At 62.6% G+C, this 22,474-nt stretch carries 17 protein-coding genes; 10 read left to right on the forward strand and 7 right to left on the reverse strand.

All coding sequences use genetic code 11. The features are described 5' to 3' along the window. The first annotated feature begins 49 nt into the window (after positions 1-49). From ACM6IP_RS08280 to trhA, 5 genes are all read left to right on the forward strand, one after another. Positions 50-2,110 carry a methyl-accepting chemotaxis protein gene (locus ACM6IP_RS08280; RefSeq protein ID WP_095164498.1) on the forward strand — a complete coding sequence of 687 codons (2,061 nt, stop codon included), beginning with the start codon at positions 50-52 and terminating at the stop codon, positions 2,108-2,110. Between the two features lie 38 nt (positions 2,111-2,148). After that, positions 2,149-8,046 (forward strand): Hpt domain-containing protein, encoded by a 5,898-nt coding sequence (locus ACM6IP_RS08285; RefSeq protein WP_414861252.1) that lies wholly within the window; start codon positions 2,149-2,151, stop codon positions 8,044-8,046. Next, positions 8,039-8,512: a chemotaxis protein CheW gene (locus tag ACM6IP_RS08290; RefSeq protein ID WP_401125539.1), complete on the forward strand. Its 474-nt coding sequence runs from the start codon at positions 8,039-8,041 to the stop codon at positions 8,510-8,512. The genes ACM6IP_RS08285 and ACM6IP_RS08290 overlap by 8 nt, the downstream gene beginning before the upstream one ends. Positions 8,513-8,566: 54 nt before the next feature. After that, positions 8,567-9,184, forward strand: coding sequence for a nucleotidyltransferase domain-containing protein (locus ACM6IP_RS08295; protein ID WP_159998386.1), 618 nt, complete (start codon positions 8,567-8,569; stop codon positions 9,182-9,184). A gap of 198 nt (positions 9,185-9,382) precedes the next feature. Next, on the forward strand, positions 9,383-10,000 hold the full coding sequence (trhA, locus tag ACM6IP_RS08300) for a PAQR family membrane homeostasis protein TrhA (protein WP_095164492.1): 618 nt from the start codon (positions 9,383-9,385) through the stop codon (positions 9,998-10,000). On the opposite strand, the gene ACM6IP_RS08305 is transcribed toward trhA, so the two are convergent. After that, positions 9,951-10,943, reverse strand: coding sequence for a LysR family transcriptional regulator (locus tag ACM6IP_RS08305; RefSeq protein WP_414861253.1), 993 nt, complete (start codon positions 10,941-10,943; stop codon positions 9,951-9,953). The genes trhA and ACM6IP_RS08305 overlap by 50 nt on opposite strands. Before the next feature lie 107 nt (positions 10,944-11,050). On the opposite strand from ACM6IP_RS08305, the gene ACM6IP_RS08310 reads away from it, so the two are divergent. Genes ACM6IP_RS08310 through ACM6IP_RS08320 form a run of 3 tightly spaced genes read left to right on the forward strand, consistent with a single transcriptional unit; the run spans position 11,051 to position 13,604 of the window. Next, complete coding sequence (locus ACM6IP_RS08310; protein WP_414861254.1) at positions 11,051-12,292, forward strand: D-amino acid dehydrogenase; 1,242 nt, start codon at positions 11,051-11,053, stop codon at positions 12,290-12,292. A gap of 28 nt (positions 12,293-12,320) precedes the next feature. Next, on the forward strand, positions 12,321-12,671 hold the full coding sequence (locus ACM6IP_RS08315; RefSeq protein WP_095164487.1) for a RidA family protein: 351 nt from the start codon (positions 12,321-12,323) through the stop codon (positions 12,669-12,671). 30 nt (positions 12,672-12,701) lie between these two features. Then, positions 12,702-13,604, forward strand: coding sequence for a transporter substrate-binding domain-containing protein (locus ACM6IP_RS08320; protein ID WP_095164485.1), 903 nt, complete (start codon positions 12,702-12,704; stop codon positions 13,602-13,604). Positions 13,605-13,635: 31 nt separating this feature from the next. Here the strand turns inward: ACM6IP_RS08320 and ACM6IP_RS08325 are convergent, their stop codons facing one another. Further along, on the reverse strand, positions 13,636-14,355 hold the full coding sequence (locus ACM6IP_RS08325; RefSeq protein ID WP_414861255.1) for a 16S rRNA (uracil(1498)-N(3))-methyltransferase: 720 nt from the start codon (positions 14,353-14,355) through the stop codon (positions 13,636-13,638). Between the two features lie 80 nt (positions 14,356-14,435). Then, positions 14,436-15,842 carry an adenosylmethionine--8-amino-7-oxononanoate transaminase gene (locus tag ACM6IP_RS08330; RefSeq protein WP_095164481.1) on the reverse strand — a complete coding sequence of 469 codons (1,407 nt, stop codon included), beginning with the start codon at positions 15,840-15,842 and terminating at the stop codon, positions 14,436-14,438. 300 nt (positions 15,843-16,142) lie between these two features. Here ACM6IP_RS08330 and ACM6IP_RS08335 point away from each other — a divergent pair, with 300 nt between their 5' ends. Together ACM6IP_RS08335 and ACM6IP_RS08340 are read left to right on the forward strand one after the other, a co-directional pair. Beyond that, the gene (locus tag ACM6IP_RS08335; protein ID WP_095164479.1) at positions 16,143-16,694 is read left to right on the forward strand and encodes a cytochrome b; all 552 of its coding nucleotides are present in this window, start codon (positions 16,143-16,145) and stop codon (positions 16,692-16,694) included. A 31-nt stretch (positions 16,695-16,725) separates the two neighbouring features. After that, positions 16,726-17,319: a YceI family protein gene (locus ACM6IP_RS08340; RefSeq protein ID WP_095164477.1), complete on the forward strand. Its 594-nt coding sequence runs from the start codon at positions 16,726-16,728 to the stop codon at positions 17,317-17,319. A gap of 65 nt (positions 17,320-17,384) precedes the next feature. Here the strand turns inward: ACM6IP_RS08340 and ACM6IP_RS08345 are convergent, their stop codons facing one another. The 4 genes from ACM6IP_RS08345 to metF form a co-directional block, all read right to left on the reverse strand. Beyond that, a complete protein-coding gene (locus tag ACM6IP_RS08345; RefSeq protein WP_414861256.1) occupies positions 17,385-19,250 on the reverse strand; it encodes a DEAD/DEAH box helicase in 1,866 nt (621 codons plus the stop codon). A 226-nt stretch (positions 19,251-19,476) separates the two neighbouring features. After that, positions 19,477-20,292 (reverse strand): substrate-binding periplasmic protein, encoded by an 816-nt coding sequence (locus tag ACM6IP_RS08350; RefSeq protein ID WP_159998376.1) that lies wholly within the window; start codon positions 20,290-20,292, stop codon positions 19,477-19,479. 56 nt (positions 20,293-20,348) lie between these two features. Beyond that, complete coding sequence (locus ACM6IP_RS08355; protein WP_095164471.1) at positions 20,349-21,431, reverse strand: hypothetical protein; 1,083 nt, start codon at positions 21,429-21,431, stop codon at positions 20,349-20,351. An 85-nt stretch (positions 21,432-21,516) separates the two neighbouring features. After that, positions 21,517-22,362, reverse strand: coding sequence for a methylenetetrahydrofolate reductase [NAD(P)H] (gene metF / locus ACM6IP_RS08360; protein WP_159998372.1), 846 nt, complete (start codon positions 22,360-22,362; stop codon positions 21,517-21,519). Positions 22,363-22,474: the final 112 nt, after the last annotated feature.

The following is a 22,474-nucleotide window of genomic DNA, read 5'->3' on the forward strand; positions in this document are numbered from 1 at the left end:
GCAAGGACGCCGGACGGGTTACACAATGTGGGTCAACAGGCGAAGATCGATGATTAAAGTCAACACGGGCACCTCAAGCGATGGATCGCGCAGTCGTTCGCAGATCATTGCGCTGTTCATCGCGCTGATCGTGTTTATCGTGCTGTTGTTCGCCAACTTTGCCTACCTCAATACTCAAGCCTCCTACGACAAGCAGTACATCGGCCATGCTGGTGAGTTGCGCGTGCTGTCCCAGCGTATTGCCAAGAACGCCACCGAAGCGGCTGCCGGCAAAGCCGCGGCGTTCAAGCTGCTCAGCGACGCGCGCAATGACTTTGCACAGCGTTGGGGCTACCTGAAGAAAGGCGACCCGGCCACGGGCCTGCCGCCAGCACCGGCGGTGGTGCGTCCGCAAATGCGCGCGGTGCAGCTGGATTGGGAGCGCTTGCTGAAAAACACCGACGCGATCCTCTCCAGCGAGCAGACCGTGCTGTCGCTGCACCAAGTGGCCGCGACGTTGGCCGAGACCGTGCCGCAGTTGCAGGTCGAGTACGAAAAAGTCGTCGAAATCCTGCTGCAGCGCGGCGCGCCAGCTACTCAGGTGGCCATGGCCCAGCGCCAGTCGCTGCTTGCCGAGCGCATCCTTGGCGCCGTCAACACGGTGCTGGCCGGCGATGAAAACGCCCAGCAGGCCGCCGATGTGTTTGGCCGGGACGCGGCGCGCTTCGGCCAGGTGCTCAACGGCATGCTGCAGGGCAATCCCGCGCTCAAGGTCAGCCAGGTCGAGGACCGCGATGCCCGTGCTCGTCTGACCGAAATCGCCGAGCTGTTCCAGTTTGTCTCCGGTTCGGTGGATGAAATCCTCGAGACCTCGCCCCAGCTGTTCAAGGTCCGTGAGTCGGCGGGCAATATCTTCAACCTGTCGCAGACCCTGCTGGAGGAAGCCTCGCACCTGGCCAACGGCTTCGAGAACCTGGTGGGCGGACGCTCCACCGACACCATCGGCGGTTACGTGCTGGGCCTGCTGGCGCTGACCTCGATCATCCTGATTGGCCTGGTGATGGTGCGTGAAACCAACCGCCAGTTGCGCGAGACCGCCGAGAAGAACGAGCGCAACCAGAACGCGATCATGCGCCTGCTCGACGAAATCGAGGACCTGGCAGATGGCGACCTGACGGTCACGGCGTCGGTGACTGAAGACTTCACCGGGACCATTGCCGACTCCATCAACTACTCGGTCGACCAGTTGCGCGATCTGGTGGCCACCATCAACCTCACGGCCGGCCAGGTCGCCGCCGCTGTGCAGGAAACCCAGGCCACGGCGATGCACCTGGCCCAGGCCTCGGAGCATCAGGCCCAGCAGATCAGCGAAGCGTCGGCTTCGATCAACGACATGGCCCAGTCCATCGACCAGGTGTCGGCGAACGCCGCCGAATCATCGGCTGTGGCCGAGCGTTCGGTGGAGATCGCCAACAAGGGCAACGAGGTGGTGCACAACACCATTCACGGCATGGACAACATTCGTGAGCAGATCCAGGACACCGCCAAGCGCATCAAGCGCCTGGGCGAGTCGTCCCAGGAAATCGGCGATATCGTCAGCCTGATCGACGACATCGCCGACCAGACCAATATCCTGGCCCTCAACGCGGCGATCCAGGCGTCCATGGCCGGCGACGCCGGGCGCGGGTTTGCCGTGGTGGCCGACGAGGTGCAGCGCCTGGCTGAACGTTCTTCCGCCGCCACCCGGCAGATTGAAACCCTGGTGCGGGCGATCCAGACCGACACCAATGAGGCGGTGATCTCCATGGAACAGACCACCACCGAGGTGGTGCGCGGCGCGCGGCTGGCGCAGGATGCCGGAGTAGCCCTGGAAGAAATCGAAGGCGTTTCGAAAACCCTTGCGGCGCTGATCCAGAGCATTTCCAATGCGGCGCAGCAACAGACGTCGTCGGCGGGACAGATTTCCTTGACCATGAACGTGATCCAGCAGATCACCACGCAAACCTCGTCGGGCTCCACGGCCACCGCAGAGAGCATTGGCAACCTGGCGAAAATGGCCAGTCAGTTGCGGCGCTCGGTGTCCGGCTTCACCTTGCCGGCGGTACCGGAGCGCGGTACCGACAAGACCTGAACCCTGCACGCTGGGAACGAATTTTGACTGGAGTGGTTATGGGTGATCGGCACGACTATGTGGCCCTTGAATGGGTCAAGGGCGAAATTGCCGAAACGCTGAAGCAGGCCTACCTTGCCCTCGATCAACTGGTCGAGGACCCGCAGGCGCTGCACGCGCTCGAGCAATGCCTGGCAGGTATCCATCAGGTCCATGGCAGTCTGCAGATGGTCGAGTTCTACGGTGCGGCCCTGCTTGCCGAAGAGATGGAGCAACTGGCGGCAGCCTTGCAGCGTGGCATGGTGGCCCATCGCGACGAAGCCATCCGCCTGCTACAACAGGCCCTCGGCCAATTGCCGATTTACCTCGACCGCGTGCTCAGCGCCCGGCGCGACTTGCCCCTGGTGGTGCTGCCGCTGATCAATGACTTGCGCAGCGCCCGTGGCGAAGGCCTGCTCGCGGAAACCAGCCTGTTCAGTCCACAACTGCAAGAACTGCCGGCCCTGACGGAGGCGCAACTGGCGCTGCTGGCGCCGGCAGACTTGCCCAATGTGTTGCGCAAACTGCGGCAGATGCTGCAGATGGGTCTGGTCGGCCTGCTGCGCGAACAAGACGACAGCACAAACCTGGGATACCTGGCCAAGGTCTTTGCACGCCTTGAGGCGCTGTGTGCCGATGCGCCATTGAGCCCGCTGTGGCAGGTGGCTTCAGCGCTGGTCGAAGGCATGCTCAGTGGCCGTATCGATAACAGTCCGGCACTGCGCAGCTTGTTCAAGGACACCGACAAGGAACTCAAGCGCCTGCTGGAACACGGCATGCCGGCCATCAACCAGGCAGCGCCCCCCGAATTGCTGAAAAGCCTGCTGTTTTATATCGCCAAGGCGCAATCCCCCAGTGCCCGGATGTTAATCATGAAAGATCGCTACGGGCTGGATGACGCCTTGCCTGACAACGCCTTGCTCGATGCAGAGCGCGCGCGCCTGGCTGGGCCTGACCGCGACGCCATGCGCTCGGTGCTGGCCGCCTTGTGCGAGGAACTGGTGCGGGTCAAGGAACGCCTGGACCTGTTCGTGCGCAGCGACCGCCAGCATGCCTCGGACCTCGACAGCCTGCTGGCGCCGCTGCGGCAGATTGCCGACACCCTGGCGGTGCTCGGTTTTGGCCAGCCGCGCAAGGTCATCATCGACCAGTTAGGCGTGGTGCTGAGCCTGGCCCAGGGGCAGCGCGAGCCCAACGATGCGATCCTGATGGACGTCGCCGGTGCCTTGCTCTACGTCGAGGCGACCCTGGCGGGCATGGTCGGTATCGTCGAGGAAAACCGTGAAGAAAGCCGGCTGCCGACCACCGACCTGACGCAGATCCACCAGATCGTCATCAAGGAAGCCCGCCTCTGCCTGCAACAGGCCAAGGACATGATCGTCGAATACATCGATGCCCACTGGGATCGCCAGCCGTTGCAGTTGCTGCCGGACTTGCTGACCCAGGTTCGTGGTGCGCTGGCGATGATTCCCCTGCACCGCGCGGCGAGCCTGCTGGAAGCCTGCAATAGCTACATTCGTGAACACCTGCTGGCGGACCGCACGCCGCCGGATTGGCAGCACCTGGACAACCTGGCCGATGCCATCACCAGCATCGAGTATTACCTGGAGCGCTTGAGCGAGGACCCGCAAACCCTCGGCGAGCAGGTGCTGGATGTGGCCGAACAGAGTCTGGCGACACTCGGCTATCAGCCCAGCGCGGTTCATCTGCCGCCGTTCAATCCGTCGCCGAGTGCCGATGGCGGTCGGTTCGCCGAAGCTGACCCGGCCGCCCAGCAGTCGCTGGCAGATGCCCTGGCCAGCCCGGTGTCGGCCGTCAACCCGCCGGCCGTGAGTACCCCCGACAGCCTGCAACCACCGCCGGCCGATGAAGAACCGGTGGATGACGAGTTGCGCGAGGTGTTCCTCGAGGAGACCGCCGAAGTCCTGGATATCCTGCGCGAGTGCCTGCCGCGCTGGTCGGCCAACCCAGGCAGTGCTGCGCTCCTGGGCGAACTGCGGCGGGCCTTTCATACCTTGAAGGGCAGTGGACGGATGGTCCGCGCGCTGGTGCTCGGCGAACTCGCCTGGGCCGTGGAAAACCTGCTCAACCGAATACTCGAACACAGTGTCGAGCCTGGGCCGCAGGTCGATGAGCTGCTGCGCGACACGCTGCACCTGCTGCCAGAGCTGGTGGCGGAATTCGCCGCCAGCCACCAGCGCCAACGCGATGACGTGGACCACCTGGCAGCCCGTGCCCACGCGTTGGCCCGGGGCGCGGCCCTGCCCGAGCAAGCGAGCGGAGCGCACGCTGGCGCCGCCGATCCGCAGTTGCTGGAGATCTTCCGCAACGAAGCCGACAGCCACCTCAACAGCCTCCAGCGCTTTCTCGAGCAGGCCGCCGAACATCTGCCGTTGCAGGCCACTGACGAGTTGCAGCGTGCGCTGCACACCCTCAAGGGCAGCGCGTCGGTGGCCGGTGTGGTGCCGATCGCCGAGCTGGCGGCACCCTTCGACCAACTGGCCCGCGAATACAAGGCGCACCTGTTGGCCCTGGACCTGGATGAAGTCGAACTGCTGCTGGAGGCCGAAGGCTTGCTGCGCCGCGGCTTGGCGCAATTGCAGGGCAACCCGCTGGTGGAAATCCGCGGCGCGCCTGATCTGATCCTGCGCACCCAGGCCCTGCTCGCCGAGCGCCTGGAAGCCTTGCACAGCTCGCCCGACAGCGGTGTGCGGATCAAGCGTGACCCGCAGTTGATCAACAACTTCCTGGCCCAGGGCATGGACATCCTGCTGGACGCCGAAAGCCTGTTGCAACGCTGGCAGCAACACCCCGGCGAGCGCCAGGAACTGACGGCCTTGCTGGATGAGCTGACGACCCTGGGTGAGGGCGCACACCTGGCCGACCTGCACCCGATGGATGAGTTGTGCGAGGCCTTGCTCGACCTGTATGGCGCCGTGGAGGAAAGCAGCCTGGCGGTCAGCGAGCGGTTCTTTCACGAGGCCCAAAGTGCCCATGAAGCCTTGATCAACATGCTCGACGAACTGGCGGCAGGCCAGGAAGTCAGTCACCAATCGGCTCGTGTGCACGCCCTGCGCGATCTGCTTGATGAAGGCCTGGATCCGTCCGCGATGGGCCTGATCCGCAGCGACGGCAGTCGCACCCTGAGTATTACCGAACTTGGCAGCGTCACCGCCGAACTCGGGCAGTCCTCGCCGACGCCGTTGGCGGCGGACGATGAAATGGAGGCGATTTTTCTCGAAGAGGCCGTGGACATTCTGGAGAGCGCCGGGCAGGCCTTGCAGCGTTGGCTCACGGAACCGCAGAACCCTGCGCCGTTGTTGTCGCTGCAGCGCGACTTGCACACCCTCAAGGGTGGGGCGCGGATGGCCGAGATCGGACCGGTGGGTGACCTGGCCCACGAGCTGGAAAGCCTTTACGAGGGGTTGGTGGACCGGCGCTTGAGCTATAGCACCGAGCTTGGCCAGTTGTTGCAGCAGAGCCACGACCGCCTCGCGCAACTGCTGGAGCAACTGCAGCGCCAACAACCGCTGGGCGATTGCACGGCATTGATCGAGGCCATCGCGCAGTGGCGCCAAGGCAGCGCCAACCCTGCCGACGCCGCTGCACAGGTGCCCGCCGACGATGCGCCGGGTAATGACCCGGAGTTGCTGGAGATCTTCCTCGAGGAAGGCTTCGACATCATCGACAGTTCGGGCGCAGCCTTGCTGCGCTGGCAGGCCGACCCGCAAAGCCGCCAGGAAATGGAAACCCTGCTGCGCGATCTGCACACCCTCAAAGGTGGCGCGCGAATGGTCGAGATTGCGCCGATTGGCGACCTGGCCCATGAACTGGAATTTCTCTACGAAGGCCTGTCGACCGGCTTGCTGCAGGCCACACCGGCGCTGTTCGGGCTGTTGCAGCGCAGCCATGACCGGCTGGCGCAGATGCTCGACGCTACCCGTGCCGGTCAACCGGTAGCGCCGGCCGAGCGCCTGCTCGAGGCCATCCAGGCCTTCAGTCACCCCTCGGCGGTCGAGCGTGCTGCGCCATCGGTGGCGCTCGACAGCCTGGCGCAGAACAAGCCGGAGCCGTCCGCCCCGCCCGCTGAAGCGGGCGCCGATATGGTCAAGGTGTCCGCCGAACTGCTCGACGACCTGGTCAACCTGGCCGCTGAGACTTCGATTTTTCGTGGACGTGTCGAGCAACAGGTCAACGATGCCCGGGTGACCTTGAGCGAGATGGAAACCACCATCGAGCGCATGCGCGATCAACTGCGCCGCCTCGACACCGAAACCCAGGGACGCATCCTCAGTCGCCAGCACGTCGACGCCGAGCGCCTGGGCTACGAAGAATTCGACCCGCTGGAAATGGATCGCCATTCGCAACTGCAGCAGTTGTCGCGGGCGATGTTCGAGTCTGCTTCCGATCTGCTCGACCTCAAGGAAACCCTCGATCGGCGCAATCTCGACGCCGAGAACCTGTTGCAGCAACAGGGGCGGATTAACAGTGAGCTGCAAGAAGGCCTGATGCGCACGCGCATGGTGCCGTTCGAACGGATGCTGCCGCGCCTCAAACGCATCGTCCGCCAGGTCTCCAGCGAGCTGGGCAAAGACGTTGAGTTTATCGTCGGCAACGCCGAAGGCGAGATGGACCGTAATGTCCTTGAGCGCATGGCCGCCCCGCTGGAGCACATGTTGCGCAACGCCATCGACCATGGCCTGGAGTCTGCGCAAGTACGCCGCGCTGCCGGCAAGCCCGAGCAGGGGCGGATCAGCCTGGACCTGTCCCGCGAGGGCGGCGATATCATTTTCGACATCCGTGACGACGGTGCCGGCGTGCCCCTCGATGCCGTACGGCGCAAGGCGATCAAGCGCGGGCTGCTGGCCCCCGAAAGCAGCCTGAGTGACCGCGATGTGCTGCAGTTCATCCTGCAGCCCGGCTTCTCTACTGCCGAGAAAATCACCCAGATCTCCGGGCGAGGGGTGGGCATGGACGTGGTGCATGAAGAAGTGCGCCAGCTCGGCGGCCTGATGAGCATTGACTCGGTCCCGGGCAAGGGCGTGCATTTTCGCATTCGCCTGCCGTTCACGGTGTCGGTCAACCGCGCGTTGATGGTGCAGTGTGGCGAGGATCTGTACGCGATCCCGCTCAATACCATCGAGGGCATGGTGCGAGTCCTGCCCAGCGAACTGGAAGCCCGCTACCAACTGGATCCGCCCCGGTACGAGTACGCCGGACAACGTTATGAGCTGTGCTACCTGGGCGAGTTGCTCAAGACCAGTATTCGCCCGCGCTTGCTGGGGCAGAACCTGCCGCTGCCGGTGCTGCTGGTGCAGTGCAACGAGCGGCATATCGCGGTGCAGGTCGACGCCATGGCCGGCACCCGGGAAATCGTGGTCAAGAGCCTCGGCCCGCAGTTTGCCGCGGTCCAGGGCCTGTCCGGCGCGACGATTCTCGGTGATGGCCGGGTGGTGCTGATTCTCGACCTGCTGGCACCGTTGCGGGCGATGCAGGTACGTTTGCCGGCGCCGGCCGCGACCAGCCCGGAAGGCGAGCCGCAGCGCTCGATGCTGGTGCTGGTGGTGGACGATTCGGTCACCGTGCGCAAAGTCACCAGCCGGCTGCTGGAGCGCCACGGCATGAGCGTGCTCACGGCCAAGGACGGGGTGGACGCGATGCAGTTGCTGGAAGAGCACATGCCCGACCTGATGCTGCTGGACATCGAAATGCCGCGCATGGACGGCTTCGAAGTGGCCACCCAGGTGCGCAACGATCCCCGCCTGCAGCACCTGCCGATCATCATGATTACCTCGCGCACCGGGCAAAAACACCGCGACCGGGCAATGGCCATCGGCGTCAACGACTACCTCGGCAAGCCGTACCAGGAATCGGTGTTGCTCGACAGTATCGCCCTGTGGAGCAAGGCCCATGCTTGAGCACCGTACCAGCCACCTCACCGGGCTGCTGCTGCCCCTGGCCGACCGCACCCTGATCCTGCCCAACGTCGCCGTTGCCGAGTTGATCGACTATCAGCCCGGAACCTTCGACCTCGATTCACCGCCCTGGTACCTGGGCCAGGTCAACTGGCGCGACCGCCAGATCCCCCTGCTGAGTTTCGAGTCGGCCTGCGGCAGCAAAACCGTGATCGGCGAACGCGCCCGCATCGTCATCCTCAACACCCTGGGCGGGCGAGCCAACCTCAGGTTCATTGCCTTGCTGGTCCAGGGCATCCCACGCTCCTGCAAGCTCGACAGCCAGTTGAGCTACGTCGACGTGCCGCTGTGTGCACTGGAACAGGCAGCGGTACAAGTCGTCGATCACGTAGCAAAAATCCCCGATTTGCTGGCGTTGGAGGCGTTGTTGGTGGGGGCGGGGTTGGTCATAGAACATGGGATTTCTTGATAAGTCTCAAAAAGGGACCTATCGTTCCCTTTTTGAGACTTATTGGTGCTGGCTGTGCAAACCCTTTCACTCAGCAACGCCCTATTCACGGTGACCCAGCAAAAAGTGCTGGGGTTACTCTACGGCAAACCCGATCAGAGCTTTTATGCCAATGAGATCGCTCGCTGGGCTCAAGTGGGCAAGGGCAGCCTTATGCGTGAACTGGAGCGTTTGAATTCGGCGGGCGTACTGAAGATGACGCGCCGGGGTAATCAGACCCACTACCAGGCCAATGAACAGTGCCCGATCTATCGTGAATTGGCAGGCATTGTGCGCAAGACCTTTGGCATTGCCGACCCCTTGCGTCGTGCCCTAGCGCCCTTTGCGGAGCAACTTATCTGGGCCTTTGTCTATGGCTCTATCGCCAAGGATCAGGCCAACGCATCCAGTGACATAGACCTGATGCTGATTGGCGAAGGTCTGCACTACAGTGAAGTCATGGAACGATTGATACCCATGGAAGAGCAACTGGGTCGTCCGCTTAATCCGACGCTCTACACCCCTGAGGACTGGGCCGGAAAGTTGGCTGCGGGCAACAGCTTCGTGCTGCAGGTCGCGCAACAGGAAAAGATCAACTTGTTGGGTGAAAACCCTTTGGCGCTACAGCCGATTGGGGCAATGCTGTTCAGGTAAGTGAACGCGGAGCTTTGTAGGAGCGAGCTTGCTCGCGTTGAACTCAAAAACAACGCGTTATTCAGGCAGTACGCGTCATCGTTAACGTCCATCGCGAGCAAGCTCGCTCCTACAAAAAAGCTCCGCGTTCACTTGACTGAACTGCGGTGTCGGCCTTGGCCTTGCACGCTGTTTTTGTGATTTTGAAGTGAGAGGCCCATGTACCACGGAGAAAGATTCAACGCCTGGAGCCATTTGTTCGGGGCGGTTGCGGCGTTTGTCGGGGCGGTCTGGTTGTTGGTGGTGGCCAGTCTCGATGGCAGTCCATGGAAGATCGTCAGCGTGGCGATCTACGGGGTCACACTGCTGGTGCTGTACAGCGTGTCGACGGTCTATCACAGCGTGCGCGGACGGGCGAAGGTGATCATGCAGAAGGTCGATCATTTGTCGATCTACCTGCTGATTGCCGGCAGCTACACGCCTTTTTGCCTGGTGACCCTGCGCGGGCCCTGGGGCTGGTCGCTGTTTGCGATTGTCTGGGCGCTGGCGGTGATCGGCATGCTGCAAGAGATCAAGCCGCGCTCCGAGGCGCGGATCCTGTCGCTGGTGATCTACGCGGTGATGGGCTGGATCGTGCTGGTGGCGGTCAAGCCGCTGATTGCCGCGCTGGGCACCACGGGGTTTGCCTGGCTGGCGGCCGGCGGAGTGTTTTACACCGTCGGTATCATATTTTTCGCCCTCGACAGCCGGCTGCGCCATGCCCACGGGATCTGGCACCTGTTTGTGATCACCGGCAGCCTGCTGCACTTTGTGGCGATTCTGTTTTATGTGATCTGATCGCCGGGGGCAGCCCTTTGGCGGCGTAACTAGGCCCCCCGACCAACCTGTCCAGTTGCTCCTGTGCGCGGCTGCTGAAGATGCTCAGTAGCTCGTTCAGGGTGTGCGGTGGCGGCTCGGTCGCGCGGGTCACCGCGTACAGGGTGATCGGCAGCGCCGGCGCCAGGGGGCGGATGGCGGTGGTCCCGGGTGAGGCGCCCAGGGCGGTGAAGGGGTCGATCACGGTCAGGCCGGCCCCGGATTCGACCATCGCCCTGGCCAGTGAGTACGTCTGCACCGCGATGCTGACCCGGGGCGGCGGCTCGACCGCCTTGAGGTAACTGTCGAGCCGGGCCGACAGTGGATCGGCACTGGATAGCCCGATCAACGGCGCATCGGCCAGGGCCTGCAACGGCAGCGGTTGGCCTTCATCTTCCAGGGGCCAGTAACCCGCCGGCGCCAGCGCCACCAACACCCCGCTGGCCAGCGCCTGGGCCTTGAGTGCCGGGTGATCGGGCAGTTGCAGGGTCAGGGCAACATCGATTTCGCGCATCAGCAGGTTCTGCACCAACTCACGACTGTGGGCGCTGGACAGCTCGCAGGCGATCTCCGGATAGCGTTGCGTCCACTCATGAATGGCCGGGGGCAATAACGACAGGGCCAGGGCCGGGGTCGCGCCGATTCGCAGGCTGTGGCCCGGCTCGCGGCGCAGGCTCTGGGCCAGGCGTCGCACTCCTTGCAGGCTTTCGGTGACCTTGTCGACCTCACGCTCCAGTTCCAGCGCCTCCGGGGTGGCCTGGAGTTTGCCGCGCACCCGCAGAAACAGCGGGAAGCCCAGGTGCTGCTCGGCGTGTTGCAGCACTTTGGTCACGGCGGGTTGGGAGACGTGCAGCAATTGCGCGGCAGCGCTGACCGAACCGGTCTGGCGGATGGCCTGGAAAATCTCGATGTGGCGAAGGCGCATGGCGAGTCCATAACTTTTGTTTATGGGATGACCATCTTTATTCATTGTTCGGCGCCTGTCACCTGGCTCTAACCTCGGGCTCGTCTCAACCACGATTAAGGACTGACATGGCTCAGCGTGTATGCATCATCGGCGGCGGCGTCATCGGCCTGGCAACGGCCTACGCACTGGTGCGCGATGGCGTTGAGGTGACCCTGGTCGAGGCGCGGGATTCGCTGGGCAGCGAAACCAGCTTTGCCAATGGCGGCCAGTTGTCCTATCGCTACGTGGCGCCCCTGGCCGATGCCGGTGTGCCGTTGCAGGCCATTGGCTGGATGTTGCGTGGTGACTCACCGCTGAAGCTGCGTCCACGCTTCGACCCTGCGCAGTGGCGCTGGATGGCGTCCTTCCTGGGGGCCTGCCGTTCTTCGGTCAACCGCGCCAACGCCGCCCATCTGCTGCGCCTGGCGCTGTTCAGCCAGTCCACCCTGCAGACCTGGCGCGAAGCCGATGCCCTGGAGGGTTTCCACTGGCGACGCAACGGCAAGCTGGTGACCTTTCGCAGCACCGCCAGCTTCGAGCATGCCCGCCAAAAACTGGCCGACCCCCAGCAACAACAGGTGCTGTCGCCCGCCGAGTGCGCCCGCCTGGACCCGGCACTGGCCGATGCACCCTTCGTGGGTGCGATTTACACCCCGGATGAGGAAGTCGGTGACTGCCACGGTTTTTGCCAGCAACTGGCGGCGCGTTTGCAGGCCTCAGGTCGTTGCGAGTTCCGCCTGGGCCAGGCCGTGACCGGCATTCGCCAGGCCAATGGTGTGGTGAGCGCAATCGAACTGGGGGATGAAGTGCTGCCAGTGGAACATCTGGTGATTGCCGCCGGTCATCGCAGCCCACTGCTGGCGTTGCCAGGGGTGCACCTGCCACTGTACCCGCTCAAGGGTTATAGCCTGACTGTGCCGATCGGCGCCCAACACCGGGCCCCGGACCTGAGCATCACCGACTATGACCGCAAGATCGTCTACGCCCGCATTGGCGAGCAACTGCGGGTGGCGGCCATGGTCGACATCGTCGGCTTTGACCCGGCGCTGGACCCCAAGCGGCTGGCCCTGATCAAGCGCCAGGCACGCGACACCTTTGCCAATGCCGGCGACTACGAGCAGGCCATCGAGTGGGCTGGCATGCGCCCGGCGACCCCTAGCGGCGTGCCGCTGCTGGGCGCAACGGCGTATTGCAACCTGTGGCTTAACCTCGGCCATGGCGCCCTGGGTTTCACCCTGGCCTGCGGCAGCGCGCAGTTGCTCAGTGAGCTGATCGGCCAGCGCCGCCCCTCCATTGACCTGCAGGGCTTTACGCCCCGTGCGGCCTGAAACCATTACCCAAGAGAAGGACTATCCGATGACCATCAGCCGTATCCAGACCAATCCACGCTTGTCCGCTGCCGTGACCTTTGGCGACCTGGTGTTTCTCTCCGGCCAAGTACCGGGTGATGCCACCGACGCCACTGGCCAGACTCGCCAGGTGCTGGAAAAAATCGACGCGCTGCTGGCCGAGGCGGGCAGCGACAAGGATCATCTGCTCAGCGCGACCATTTACCTGAAGGATATTGGTGAGGATTTCGCGGCGATGAATGACGTCTGGTCGGCCTGGTTGTCGCCTGGCCAGGCACCGAGTCGCACGACCTTGCAGGCCGAGTTGGCCCGCCCGCAGGTGCGAGTCGAAATCAGCGTTATCGCGGCCCGCCGCTAAGTAATCCATCACCCACAACGGAGAATAACAATGCAAAAAATCACGTTGCTCGGCTGCACCCTGGGCGTGTTGCTCGGCACTCAAGTGCAGGCTGAAGAAGCCCCGCTGGGCCCGACCCTGAGCAAGATTGCCAGCACTAACAGCATTACCCTGGGTTATCGCGATGCGTCGGTGCCCTTCTCCTACGTGGGTGATCACTCGGGTCAACCGATGGGTTACTCGGTGGACCTGGCGAGCAAGATAGTCGAGCGTGTGCAGCAGAAGCTCGCAGCGCCCCAGCTCAAGGTCAAATACAACCTGGTGACCTCGCAAACCCGTATTCCGCTGGTGCAGAACGGCACGGTCGACCTGGAATGTGGTTCGACCGGCGTGACCGCTGAGCGGCAAAAGCAGGTGGCGTTTTCCTACGGCTTTATCTATGTCAAAGGCCAGTTGCTGACCGCCAACGACAGTGGGGTCAAGAGCTTCGCCGACCTGCGCGGCAAGAACGTGGTGACCACCGCCGGCACCACCAACGAGCGCTATCTGAAGAGCTACAACGTCGATAACAAGATCGACATGTTCGTGATCAGCGCCAAGGACCACGGCGAAGCCTTCCAGATGTTGCAGTCCGGTCGGGCAGCGGCGTTCTACATGGACGATGCATTGCTCTACGGCGAGCGCGCCAAGGCTCGCGACCCGCACAAGTGGGTGGTGGTCGGGGAAGAGCAGTCGCGGGAGATCTACAGCTGCATGGTGCGCAAGGACGATCCGCAGTTCCTGGCGCTGGTGAACTCGACGTTGGGCGAGCTGTACAGCTCAGGGGAAATCAACGGGATCTACCAGCGCTGGTTTGAACAGCCGATCCCGCCAAAAGGCTTGAACCTCGAGTTCCCGATGACCAGCGAACTCAAGGCGATCATTGCCAAGCCGACCAGTGATCCGGTGCAGTGATTTTCAGCTCAAGAACTCGCAGGCTAAGGGCTTAGAAATCGCCCCATAGCTGTTGTGCTACCGCCAGCGCCACTACCGGCGCGGTTTCGGTGCGCAACACGCGAGGGCCGAGGCGTGCGGCGTGAAAACCGCCCGCCTTGGCCTGCTCTACTTCAGTGTCCGACAAGCCACCTTCGGGGCCGATCAGAAATGCCAGGGTCGCGGGCTTGGCGTGGCTGGCCCATGGCTCTGCCACCGGGTGCAGCACCAGTTTCAGCTCGGCCGGGACCTGCTTGATCCAGTCTGCCAGCAGCATCGGCGGATGGATCACAGGCACCCGCGAGCGCCCACATTGCTCGCAGGCGCTGATCGCGACCTGGCGCCAGTGCTGCAGGCGTTTGTCGGCGCGCTCGTCCTTGAGTCGTACTTCGCAGCGGTCACTGAAGATCGGCGTGATTTCACTCACCCCCAGCTCCGTGGCTTTCTGAATCGCCCAATCCATGCGCTCACCCCGGGACAGGCCCTGGCCCAGGTGAATCTGCAGCGGCGACTCGATTTGCCCGGCGAAACTTTCGCTCAACGCCACGCGCACGCGTTTCTTGCCGACTTCCACCAGTGTGCCGAGGTATTCCAGGCCTGAGCCATCGAACACCTGCAGCGCATCGCCCTCGGCCATGCGCAGCACGCGGCTGATGTAATGGGCCTGGGCCTCCGGCAACTCATGCTCGCCAAGGCTCAAGGGGGCATCGATAAAAAAGCGCGACAGTCTCATGCGGGGTCTCTGTAAAAGGGGTCGTTCATCTGAGTTGGATTTGCCTGCTTAGGCACAGCCCTTGTGGGAGCTTGTGGCTGCTAGCCCGGATCACGGAACCCTGGGTGGAAGTCCTTCGGCACGGCGACACTGACCGAGTCGCGGGTGGCGATGTCGATGCCTTCGCTGGCCACTTCGGCGAGGAAATCGATCTGCTCGGGGGTGATTACGTAGGGCGGCAGGAAGTACACCACGCTGCCCAGCGGGCGCAACAGCGCCCCGCGCTCCAGGGCGTGCTGGAATACCTTCAGGCCCCGACGTTCTTGCCAGGGATAGGCCTCTTTGCTGGCCTTGTCCTTGACCATCTCGATGGCCAGCACCATGCCGGTCTGACGCACCTCCGACACGTTCGGGTGATCGGCCAGGTGTGCGGTCGAGGTCGCCATGCGCTGGGCCAGGGCCTTGTTGTTCTCGATGACGTTGTCCTGCTCGAAGATATCCAGGGTCGCCAACGCGGCGGCACAGGCCAGCGGGTTGCCGGTGTAGCTGTGGGAATGGAGGAACGCGCGCAGGGTCGGGTAGTCGTCGTAGAAGGCGCTGTAGACCTCGTCGGTGGTGACGCAGGCCGCCAGCGGCAGGTAGCCGCCGGTCAGGGCCTTGGACAGGCACAGGAAGTCCGGGCGGATGCCGGCCTGCTCACAGGCAAACATGGTCCCGGTGCGGCCGAAACCGACGGCGATTTCGTCGTGGATCAGGTGCACGCCGTAGCGGTCACAGGCTTCGCGCAGCAGTTTCAGGTACACCGGGTGGTACATGCGCATGCCGCCCGCGCCCTGGATCAACGGCTCGACTATCACTGCTGCAACGCTGTCGTGATGCTCGGCCAGGGTGTGCTCCATCGCCGCGAACATGTTCCGCGAGTGTTCCTCCCAGCTCATGCCGTCGGGGCGCAGGTAGCAATCGGGGCTCGGCACCTTGATGGTGTCCAGCAGCAGGGCCTTGTAAGTCTCGGTGAACAGGGGCACGTCGCCGACCGACATGGCGGCCATGGTCTCGCCGTGGTAGCTGTTGGTCAGGGTGACGAAGCGTTTCTTGTTCGGCTGGCCGCGGTTGAGCCAGTAGTGAAAGCTCATTTTCAACGCGACTTCGATGCACGATGAGCCGTTATCGGCGTAGAAACACCGGGTCAGCCCTTCGGGCGTCATTTTCACCAGGCGCTCCGAGAGCTCGATCACCGGCTGGTGGCTGAAGCCGGCGAGGATCACGTGCTCGAGTTGATCGACCTGATCCTTGATCCGCTGGTTGATCCGCGGATTGGCGTGGCCGAACACGTTGACCCACCAGGAGCTGACGGCGTCGAGGTAGCGCTTGCCTTCGAAGTCCTCCAGCCACACCCCTTCACCGCGTTTGATCGGGATCAACGGCAGTTGTTCGTGATCTTTCATCTGGGTGCAGGGATGCCACAACACCGCGAGATCGCGCTGCATCCACTGATTATTCAAGCCCATGTAAATTCTCCTCGAGACGGCGCGCTGGTTTCGCGGGCAAACAATCGCGCAAGCCTATGCAATGCTGGGCATGCGGACAACCTATTGTGGTTTTTTCAGTTACCTGGGCTGACGAGAAACCCGCTTTGGAGGGCGCGCTTGTGGTGCTAGGAGGACAAGTGTCGGACGTGGTTAATCTTTCCTTAACCATCCGACACCAGACTCCAGATCGTATTTCTCGATATTTCAAAGCGAATTTTTCCGCTTTAATTCGATAGATAACTCGATAGTCTTGAGCGCAGTTCTTACAGGATTTGGGCAATGCAGCTACGTAACTCTTCCTCCCGCTACGGCTGGGTCAGTATTTTCATGCACTGGGGTGTAGCCCTGGTAGTGGTGGGTCTGTTCGCCCTGGGCTTGTGGATGGTCGGGCTGGATTACTACAGCACCTGGCGCAAGGACGCCCCGGACCTGCATAAAAGCATCGGTCTGGTGCTCTTCGCGGTCATGCTGCTGCGGGTGCTCTGGCGTTTGATCAGCCCGCCACCACCGACCCTGGCCAGCTACGATCGCCTGACTCGCGTCGGCGCCAAGCTCGGTCATGGGTTTCTGTATCTCAGCCTGTTTGCGGTAATGATTGCCGGTTACCTGATTTCCACCGCTGACGGTGTCGGGATACCGGTGTTTGGCTTGTTTGAAGTCCCTGCCCTGATTTCCGGACTACCGGACCAGGCAGACCTGGCCGGTGTGATTCATTTCTACCTGGCATGGGCGCTGGTGATTGTCTCCGGCCTCCATGCGTTGGCAGCATTGAAACACCACTTTATCGATCGTGATGTGACCCTGGCACGCATGCTGGGTCGCAAAGCCTGATGTTCAACCTCGACTCCAAGGAATAGAAAGCATGTTGAAAAAGTCTCTCGCCGCTCTGGCAATCGGTACTGCTCTGCTGTCGGCTAACGTGATGGCAGCCGATTACGTTGTCGACAAGGAAGGCCAGCACGCCTTCGTTGACTTCAAGATCAGCCACCTGGGCTACAGCTTCATCACCGGTACTTTCAAGGATATCGACGGCAAGTTCAGCTTTGACGCTGCCAAGCCTGAAGCCAGCAAGATCGAATTCAACGTTAATACCTCCAGCGTATTCACCAACCACGCCGAGCGCGACAAGCACATCGCCAGCGCTGACTTCCTGAATGCGAGCAAATTCGCCAAGGCGACGTTTGTTTCCACCAGCGTCAAATCCACTGGCAAGAATGCCGATGGCAAGGAAACCGCTGATGTCGCAGGCGACCTGACCATCCTGGGCGTGACCAAGCCAGTCGTGGTCAAGGCCACTTTCCTGGGTGAAGGCAAGGATCCATGGGGCGGCTACCGTGCCGGCTTCGAAGGCACTACCCAGATCAAGCGTAGCGATTTCGGCAAGCAGAAGGACCTGGGCCCTGCTTCCGACGCAGTCGAGCTGTACGTTACGTTTGAAGGTGTGAAGGCGAAGTAATTTTCGCCAGCAAAAAAAACGCCCCGGTTCGTTAGAGCCGGGGCGTTTTTTTTACGCAGGAAAAATCAGCGGTTGCGGGTCAGCAGCGCTGGTTTTTCGCCACGTGGACGGCTTGGCAGTTGATCGAGCTGCTCAGGTGTCGGGAACCGGTCGGTCTTCGACTCCTTGTGAATGATCTTCGGTGCCGGACCACCGCGCGGGTTTTGTACCGCAGGTTCCTGGCGTGGCTGCTCATCACGGGCTGGGCGACGGTTGCGGGACTCCTCGCGACGGGCCTGGCCGTCACGGGGGGCGCCACTGCGTGGGCCGCTGCGCTTGGCAGGCGGGGTGCCAGTGCTGGCGCCGCTGCTGTTGCGTGGACCGTTCTGCCGGCCCTGTGGCTGGCCAGTGCGTGGAGCACCGGCGCCTGCGCCTGTGCCTTGTGCCGGGGCACCTGGACGGCGACCACGGCCCTGGGCCGGTTTCTGTTGTGGCACGTAGTCGACGCGGTTACCGAAGTTATCCACATCGTCGTCGAGGAACTCGTCCGGTGCCCGATCAGCGGTCGCACGTGGGGCAGGGCGCTGCTGTTCGCGGGCAGGCGTGCCTTCACGCGGCTTTTGCGCCGGGCGTTCGCCACGGTTGGCTGCCGGCTTTTCCTTGCCGCCCTTGTCCTTGCCTTTGTCCTTGCGACCGCCGCCACCACCACCGCCGTTCGGACCGTCGCCGCGTGGGCCACGTGGGTTGCGCGGGTTACGCACATCCGGACGCTCGCGCACTTCTGGCTTCTCGGCCTCGACGCTGCTGGCATCAAACCCCATCAGATCGCCATCGGCGATCTTCTGCTTGGTCATGCGCTCGATGCTTTTCAGCAGTTTTTCTTCGTCCGGGGCGACCAGCGAGATCGCCTCGCCCGAACGACCGGCACGGCCAGTACGGCCAATGCGGTGCACGTAGTCTTCGTCGACGTTCGGCAGTTCGAAGTTGACCACGTGTGGCAGTTGGTCGATGTCCAGGCCGCGTGCCGCGATGTCGGTGGCAACCAGGATCCGCACTTCACCGGCCTTGAAGTCGGCCAGGGCTTTGGTGCGGGCGTTCTGGCTCTTGTTACCGTGGATGGCCACGGCGCTCAGGCCGTGTTTGTCCAGGTACTCGGCCAGGCGGTTGGCGCCGTGCTTGGTACGGGTGAAGACCAGTACCTGTTCCCAGGCGCCAGCGGTGATCAGGTGCGCTAGCAGCGAACGCTTGTGGCTTGCCGGCAGGCGGAACACACGTTGCTCGATCCGCTCGACCGTGGTGTTCGGTGGCGTGACTTCGATGCGCTCGGGGTTGTGCAGCAACTTGCCGGCGAGGTCGGTGATGTCCTTGGAGAACGTCGCCGAGAACAACAGGTTCTGGCGTTTGGCCGGCAGACGGGCCAGGACCTTCTTCACGTCATGGACAAAACCCATGTCGAGCATGCGGTCGGCTTCGTCGAGCACGAGGATTTCCACGTGGGACAGGTCGACGCTGCCTTGACCGGCCAGGTCGAGCAAGCGACCCGGGCAGGCTACCAGCACGTCAACACCGCGGGCCATGGCCTGAACCTGAGGGTTCATGCCAACGCCGCCGAAGATGCAGGCACTGACGAACTTGAGGTCGCGGGCATAGAGCTTGAAGCTCTCGTGCACCTGGGCGGCCAGTTCGCGGGTCGGGGTCAGGACCAATACGCGCGGTTGGCGCGGGCCGTGACGCTGGGACTTGTCCGGGTGACCGTTGGGGAACAGGCGTTCCAGAATCGGCAGGGCAAAGCCGCCGGTTTTGCCAGTGCCTGTCTGTGCCGCAACCATCAAGTCGCGACCTTGCAACACGGCGGGAATGGCCCGCTGTTGCACCGGAGTAGGCTGGGTGTAGCCGGCGGCTTCGATGGCGCCGACTAAAGCCTCGGAGAGACCGAGGGAAGCAAAGGACATGAGTAATCCTGTTTTAGTTAGGGCTTGGCCCAATGGGATAGTCTTGCCTGGCGCGAGTGGCGTTTGAGAGAAGCGCAATCGCGTCCGGTCCTGCTGGGCCCTGATGGCTCATCTGCGAGTGCTCGCGCGGGCTGAAAAGCTGCGCTGTAGCGATGTCGAGAGGCCTGAAACAGTGCCGAGCGTCCGGGCGTAAGCCTGGCGGGAAGGCCGGAGTATAACAGAGCAATCACTGTGCGCTGCTTTCCTGCTGCTCAACGGTTTTTTCTTCATGGGCTTGCGGGGTCACAAGCGTCAGGTCCTTGGCCGGTGCGGCGCCATAACGTGCGCTGAGTTGGGCGTACGCCGGTTCACGCTTGAAGCGCTTTAGTTCGGCGCCGAAACGCTGCACCAGCAGGTCCATGCCGGCATTGCGGCGCACGGCCAGGAACTGGCTCTCGCGGCTGATGACGGTCGGGTTTTCGCTGATCTGGTCTCGCAGGTCCAGGCTGTCGAGCAGGGTTTGCCCAACCCGGCGGTCGGTAATCAACAGGTCGATGCGCCCGCGTGCCAGCTTGCCGAAGTTGGCTTCATGGGTCGGCGCCGGCTCTCGGGTAAACAGCGTGGATTCACGAAAGTCCTGGCTGTACAGGTAGCCGGGGGAGGTGCCGATGGTCAGGCCGCGCAGGTCTTCCAGGGTGTTGAACGGGTGCGGGCGGGCGTTGGCATAGAACATCACGAACTCGACTTGCGACAGCGGTTCGCTGGGGTAGAGCAGGGTGGCGTCGCGTTCGTTGCTATGGAAGATGTCCAGTGCGCCGTCGGCCAGCCCTTGATCGAGCATGGCCAGGCAGCGCTTCCAGGGCAGGAACTGCCATTGCACTTCGATTCCCAGGCGCTGGAAGACAATGGCCGTGGTTTCGTAGTCCAGCCCCCGGGGCTGGCCATTTTCCTCGTACACGTAAGGTGCCCAGGGCTCGGTGACGATGCGCAACTTTTCCGCCCGGGCAGCAAAGCTCAGGCAAACGAGAAGCGCGGCTGTCAGCAATTGGGCAATGACGGGCATCGCTGGAGATTACGACGAGAGGCGGGGAAATAGCTAGAGGCGGTCTAGCCCGAGGCTTAGTCGCCTTTTGCCTGCATCAGATGTAGGTAGATGGCTTCGCGTCGCCGGCCCAGCACCAGGCGGTTGATCGGGTGGTTGAACCAGCGTTCCAATTGATCGTTTTCCAGTGGTCGTTTCAGGCGTTTTTCCACATTGGCATGAGCCTTTTCCCACCAGACCGGCGTACAGGCCTGATCAAACGGATTGGCATGGCGGTAGCAGCCGTAGAGGATTTCACGCATGAACTGGCGCTGCTGGCGGGGCAGGGCCAGGGTCACGATTTTATAGGCCAGGCGCTGCAGGGCCGGTGGCCGCGGCAGAGTCGCCGTCACCAGGGACGTTTCGTCCAGGGCCAGGGTGCTGGTGGGGTTGGCGCGGTGCTTTTCCAGCCAGGCATTGGTCTTGGCGCGAAACAGCTCCTTGCGGCTCCAGTAGTGATGGATCAGGTCCGGGCATTCGCGCACCTGACGCTGGCGGTAGGTGGCCACCGACAGGCAGAACTCTTCAAGGGTGTAGGCACCTTGGGCCAGGGGATACAACTCGTCCATCAGCGCCAGGGAGTGGGCGAGGATGTCGGCATCTTCGCGGTACAGGCCGATGACCCCGGAGTTCAGCAGGGGCATCTGGTCGTCCGCCAGTTGCCGCTGTTGCAGCACCTCGGCCAGGGTCTGGTAGAGGCGGGTCTGCTTGTTGCTGCCGTAGGACATGCCGAGGGTGTTGCACAGCAGGGTGCCGGGCTGGATGCGCCGGAACAATTCCAGGGGCGAGCAGTGGAAGAAGGTGTCGGTGTCGATCAACAGGGCCAGCTCCGACTCGGCCATCACCTGTTGCATGACCGCGTGTTTGGCGCGGAAGTGGTAGCCGTGGGGGGCGATCCAGCCCTGACGGGTGGCTTCGTCGAACTGGCGAATCCGTACTGGCAGGTCGCGGTAAGGCGCCGGGTCGTCGGTGAAAACCTGGATGTCGAGCGCTTCCCCCGGCGTCTTGCGCATGCCCGCCAAAGCGCTGGCAATACTGAAGAGTGCTTCCTGGTGGTAAGTGCAGGCACCGTAGACCAGGTAGATCAGTTGTGGGGTCGGAGTTGGGCTAGGAATCGACATCTACTACGGTTTTCCCGGTTGAGTGACAGATAAAAAAAAGGCCCTGGGGTTCGCCAGGGCCATTTTTCTGAATGCACTGCCGTGATCAGCGCGGCAGTTTCAGATTGTTCCAGACAGCGAGGCTAGGATCAGCCTGGTTCAGGGTATAGAAATGCAGCCCTGGTGCGCCGCCCTGCAACAAACGTTCACACATCTGCGTGATCACCTGCTCGCCGAAACCCTGAATGCTCTGGGTATCGTCGCCGTAGGCTTCCAACTGCTTGCGGATCCAGCGTGGGATTTCCGCGCCGCAGGCATCGGAGAAGCGCGCCAGCTTGCTGTAGTTGGTGATCGGCATGATGCCCGGCACGATCGGGATGTTCACGCCCATCGCCCGTACACGCTCGACGAAGTAAAAGTAGCTGTCGGCGTTGAAGAAGTACTGGGTGATTGCGCTGTCGGCGCCAGCATTGGCCTTGCGCACGAAGTTGGCGAGATCGTCTTCGAAATTGCGCGCTTGCGGGTGCATTTCCGGGTAGGCGGCGACTTCGATGTGGAAATGATCGCCGGTTTCTTCACGAATGAATTGCACCAGGTCATTGGCGTGGCGCAGTTCGCCGCTGGCCATGCCCATGCCCGACGGCAGGTCACCGCGCAAGGCAACGATGCGGGTGATACCCGCCGCCTTGTACTGAGTCAGCAGGCCGCGCAGGTCAGCCTTGCTGTCGCCTACGCAGGACAGGTGCGGGGCGGCAGGGACTTTGACTTCGCTTTCCAGCTGCAACACGGTGTTGATCGTGCGATCACGGGTCGAACCGCCAGCGCCATAGGTGCAGGAGAAGAAATCGGGGTTGTAGGTGGCCAGCTGACGAGCAGTGGCGAGCAGCTTTTCATGCCCAGCATCGGTCTTGGTCGGGAAGAACTCGAAGCTGTAGCGACGATCTTGTGACATGAGAATACCCTTGAAAACGCGTAAGCCTGTGAGGCTTGCACATCCCACGTCGGAGCGGCTCTTGTGGGAGCTGGCTTGCCTGCGATGCCATCGCCGCGGTGTAAATGAAACA

It is taken from the genome of Pseudomonas sp. IT-P176 (assembly GCF_949767245.1).
Taxonomy (GTDB): domain Bacteria; phylum Pseudomonadota; class Gammaproteobacteria; order Pseudomonadales; family Pseudomonadaceae; genus Aquipseudomonas.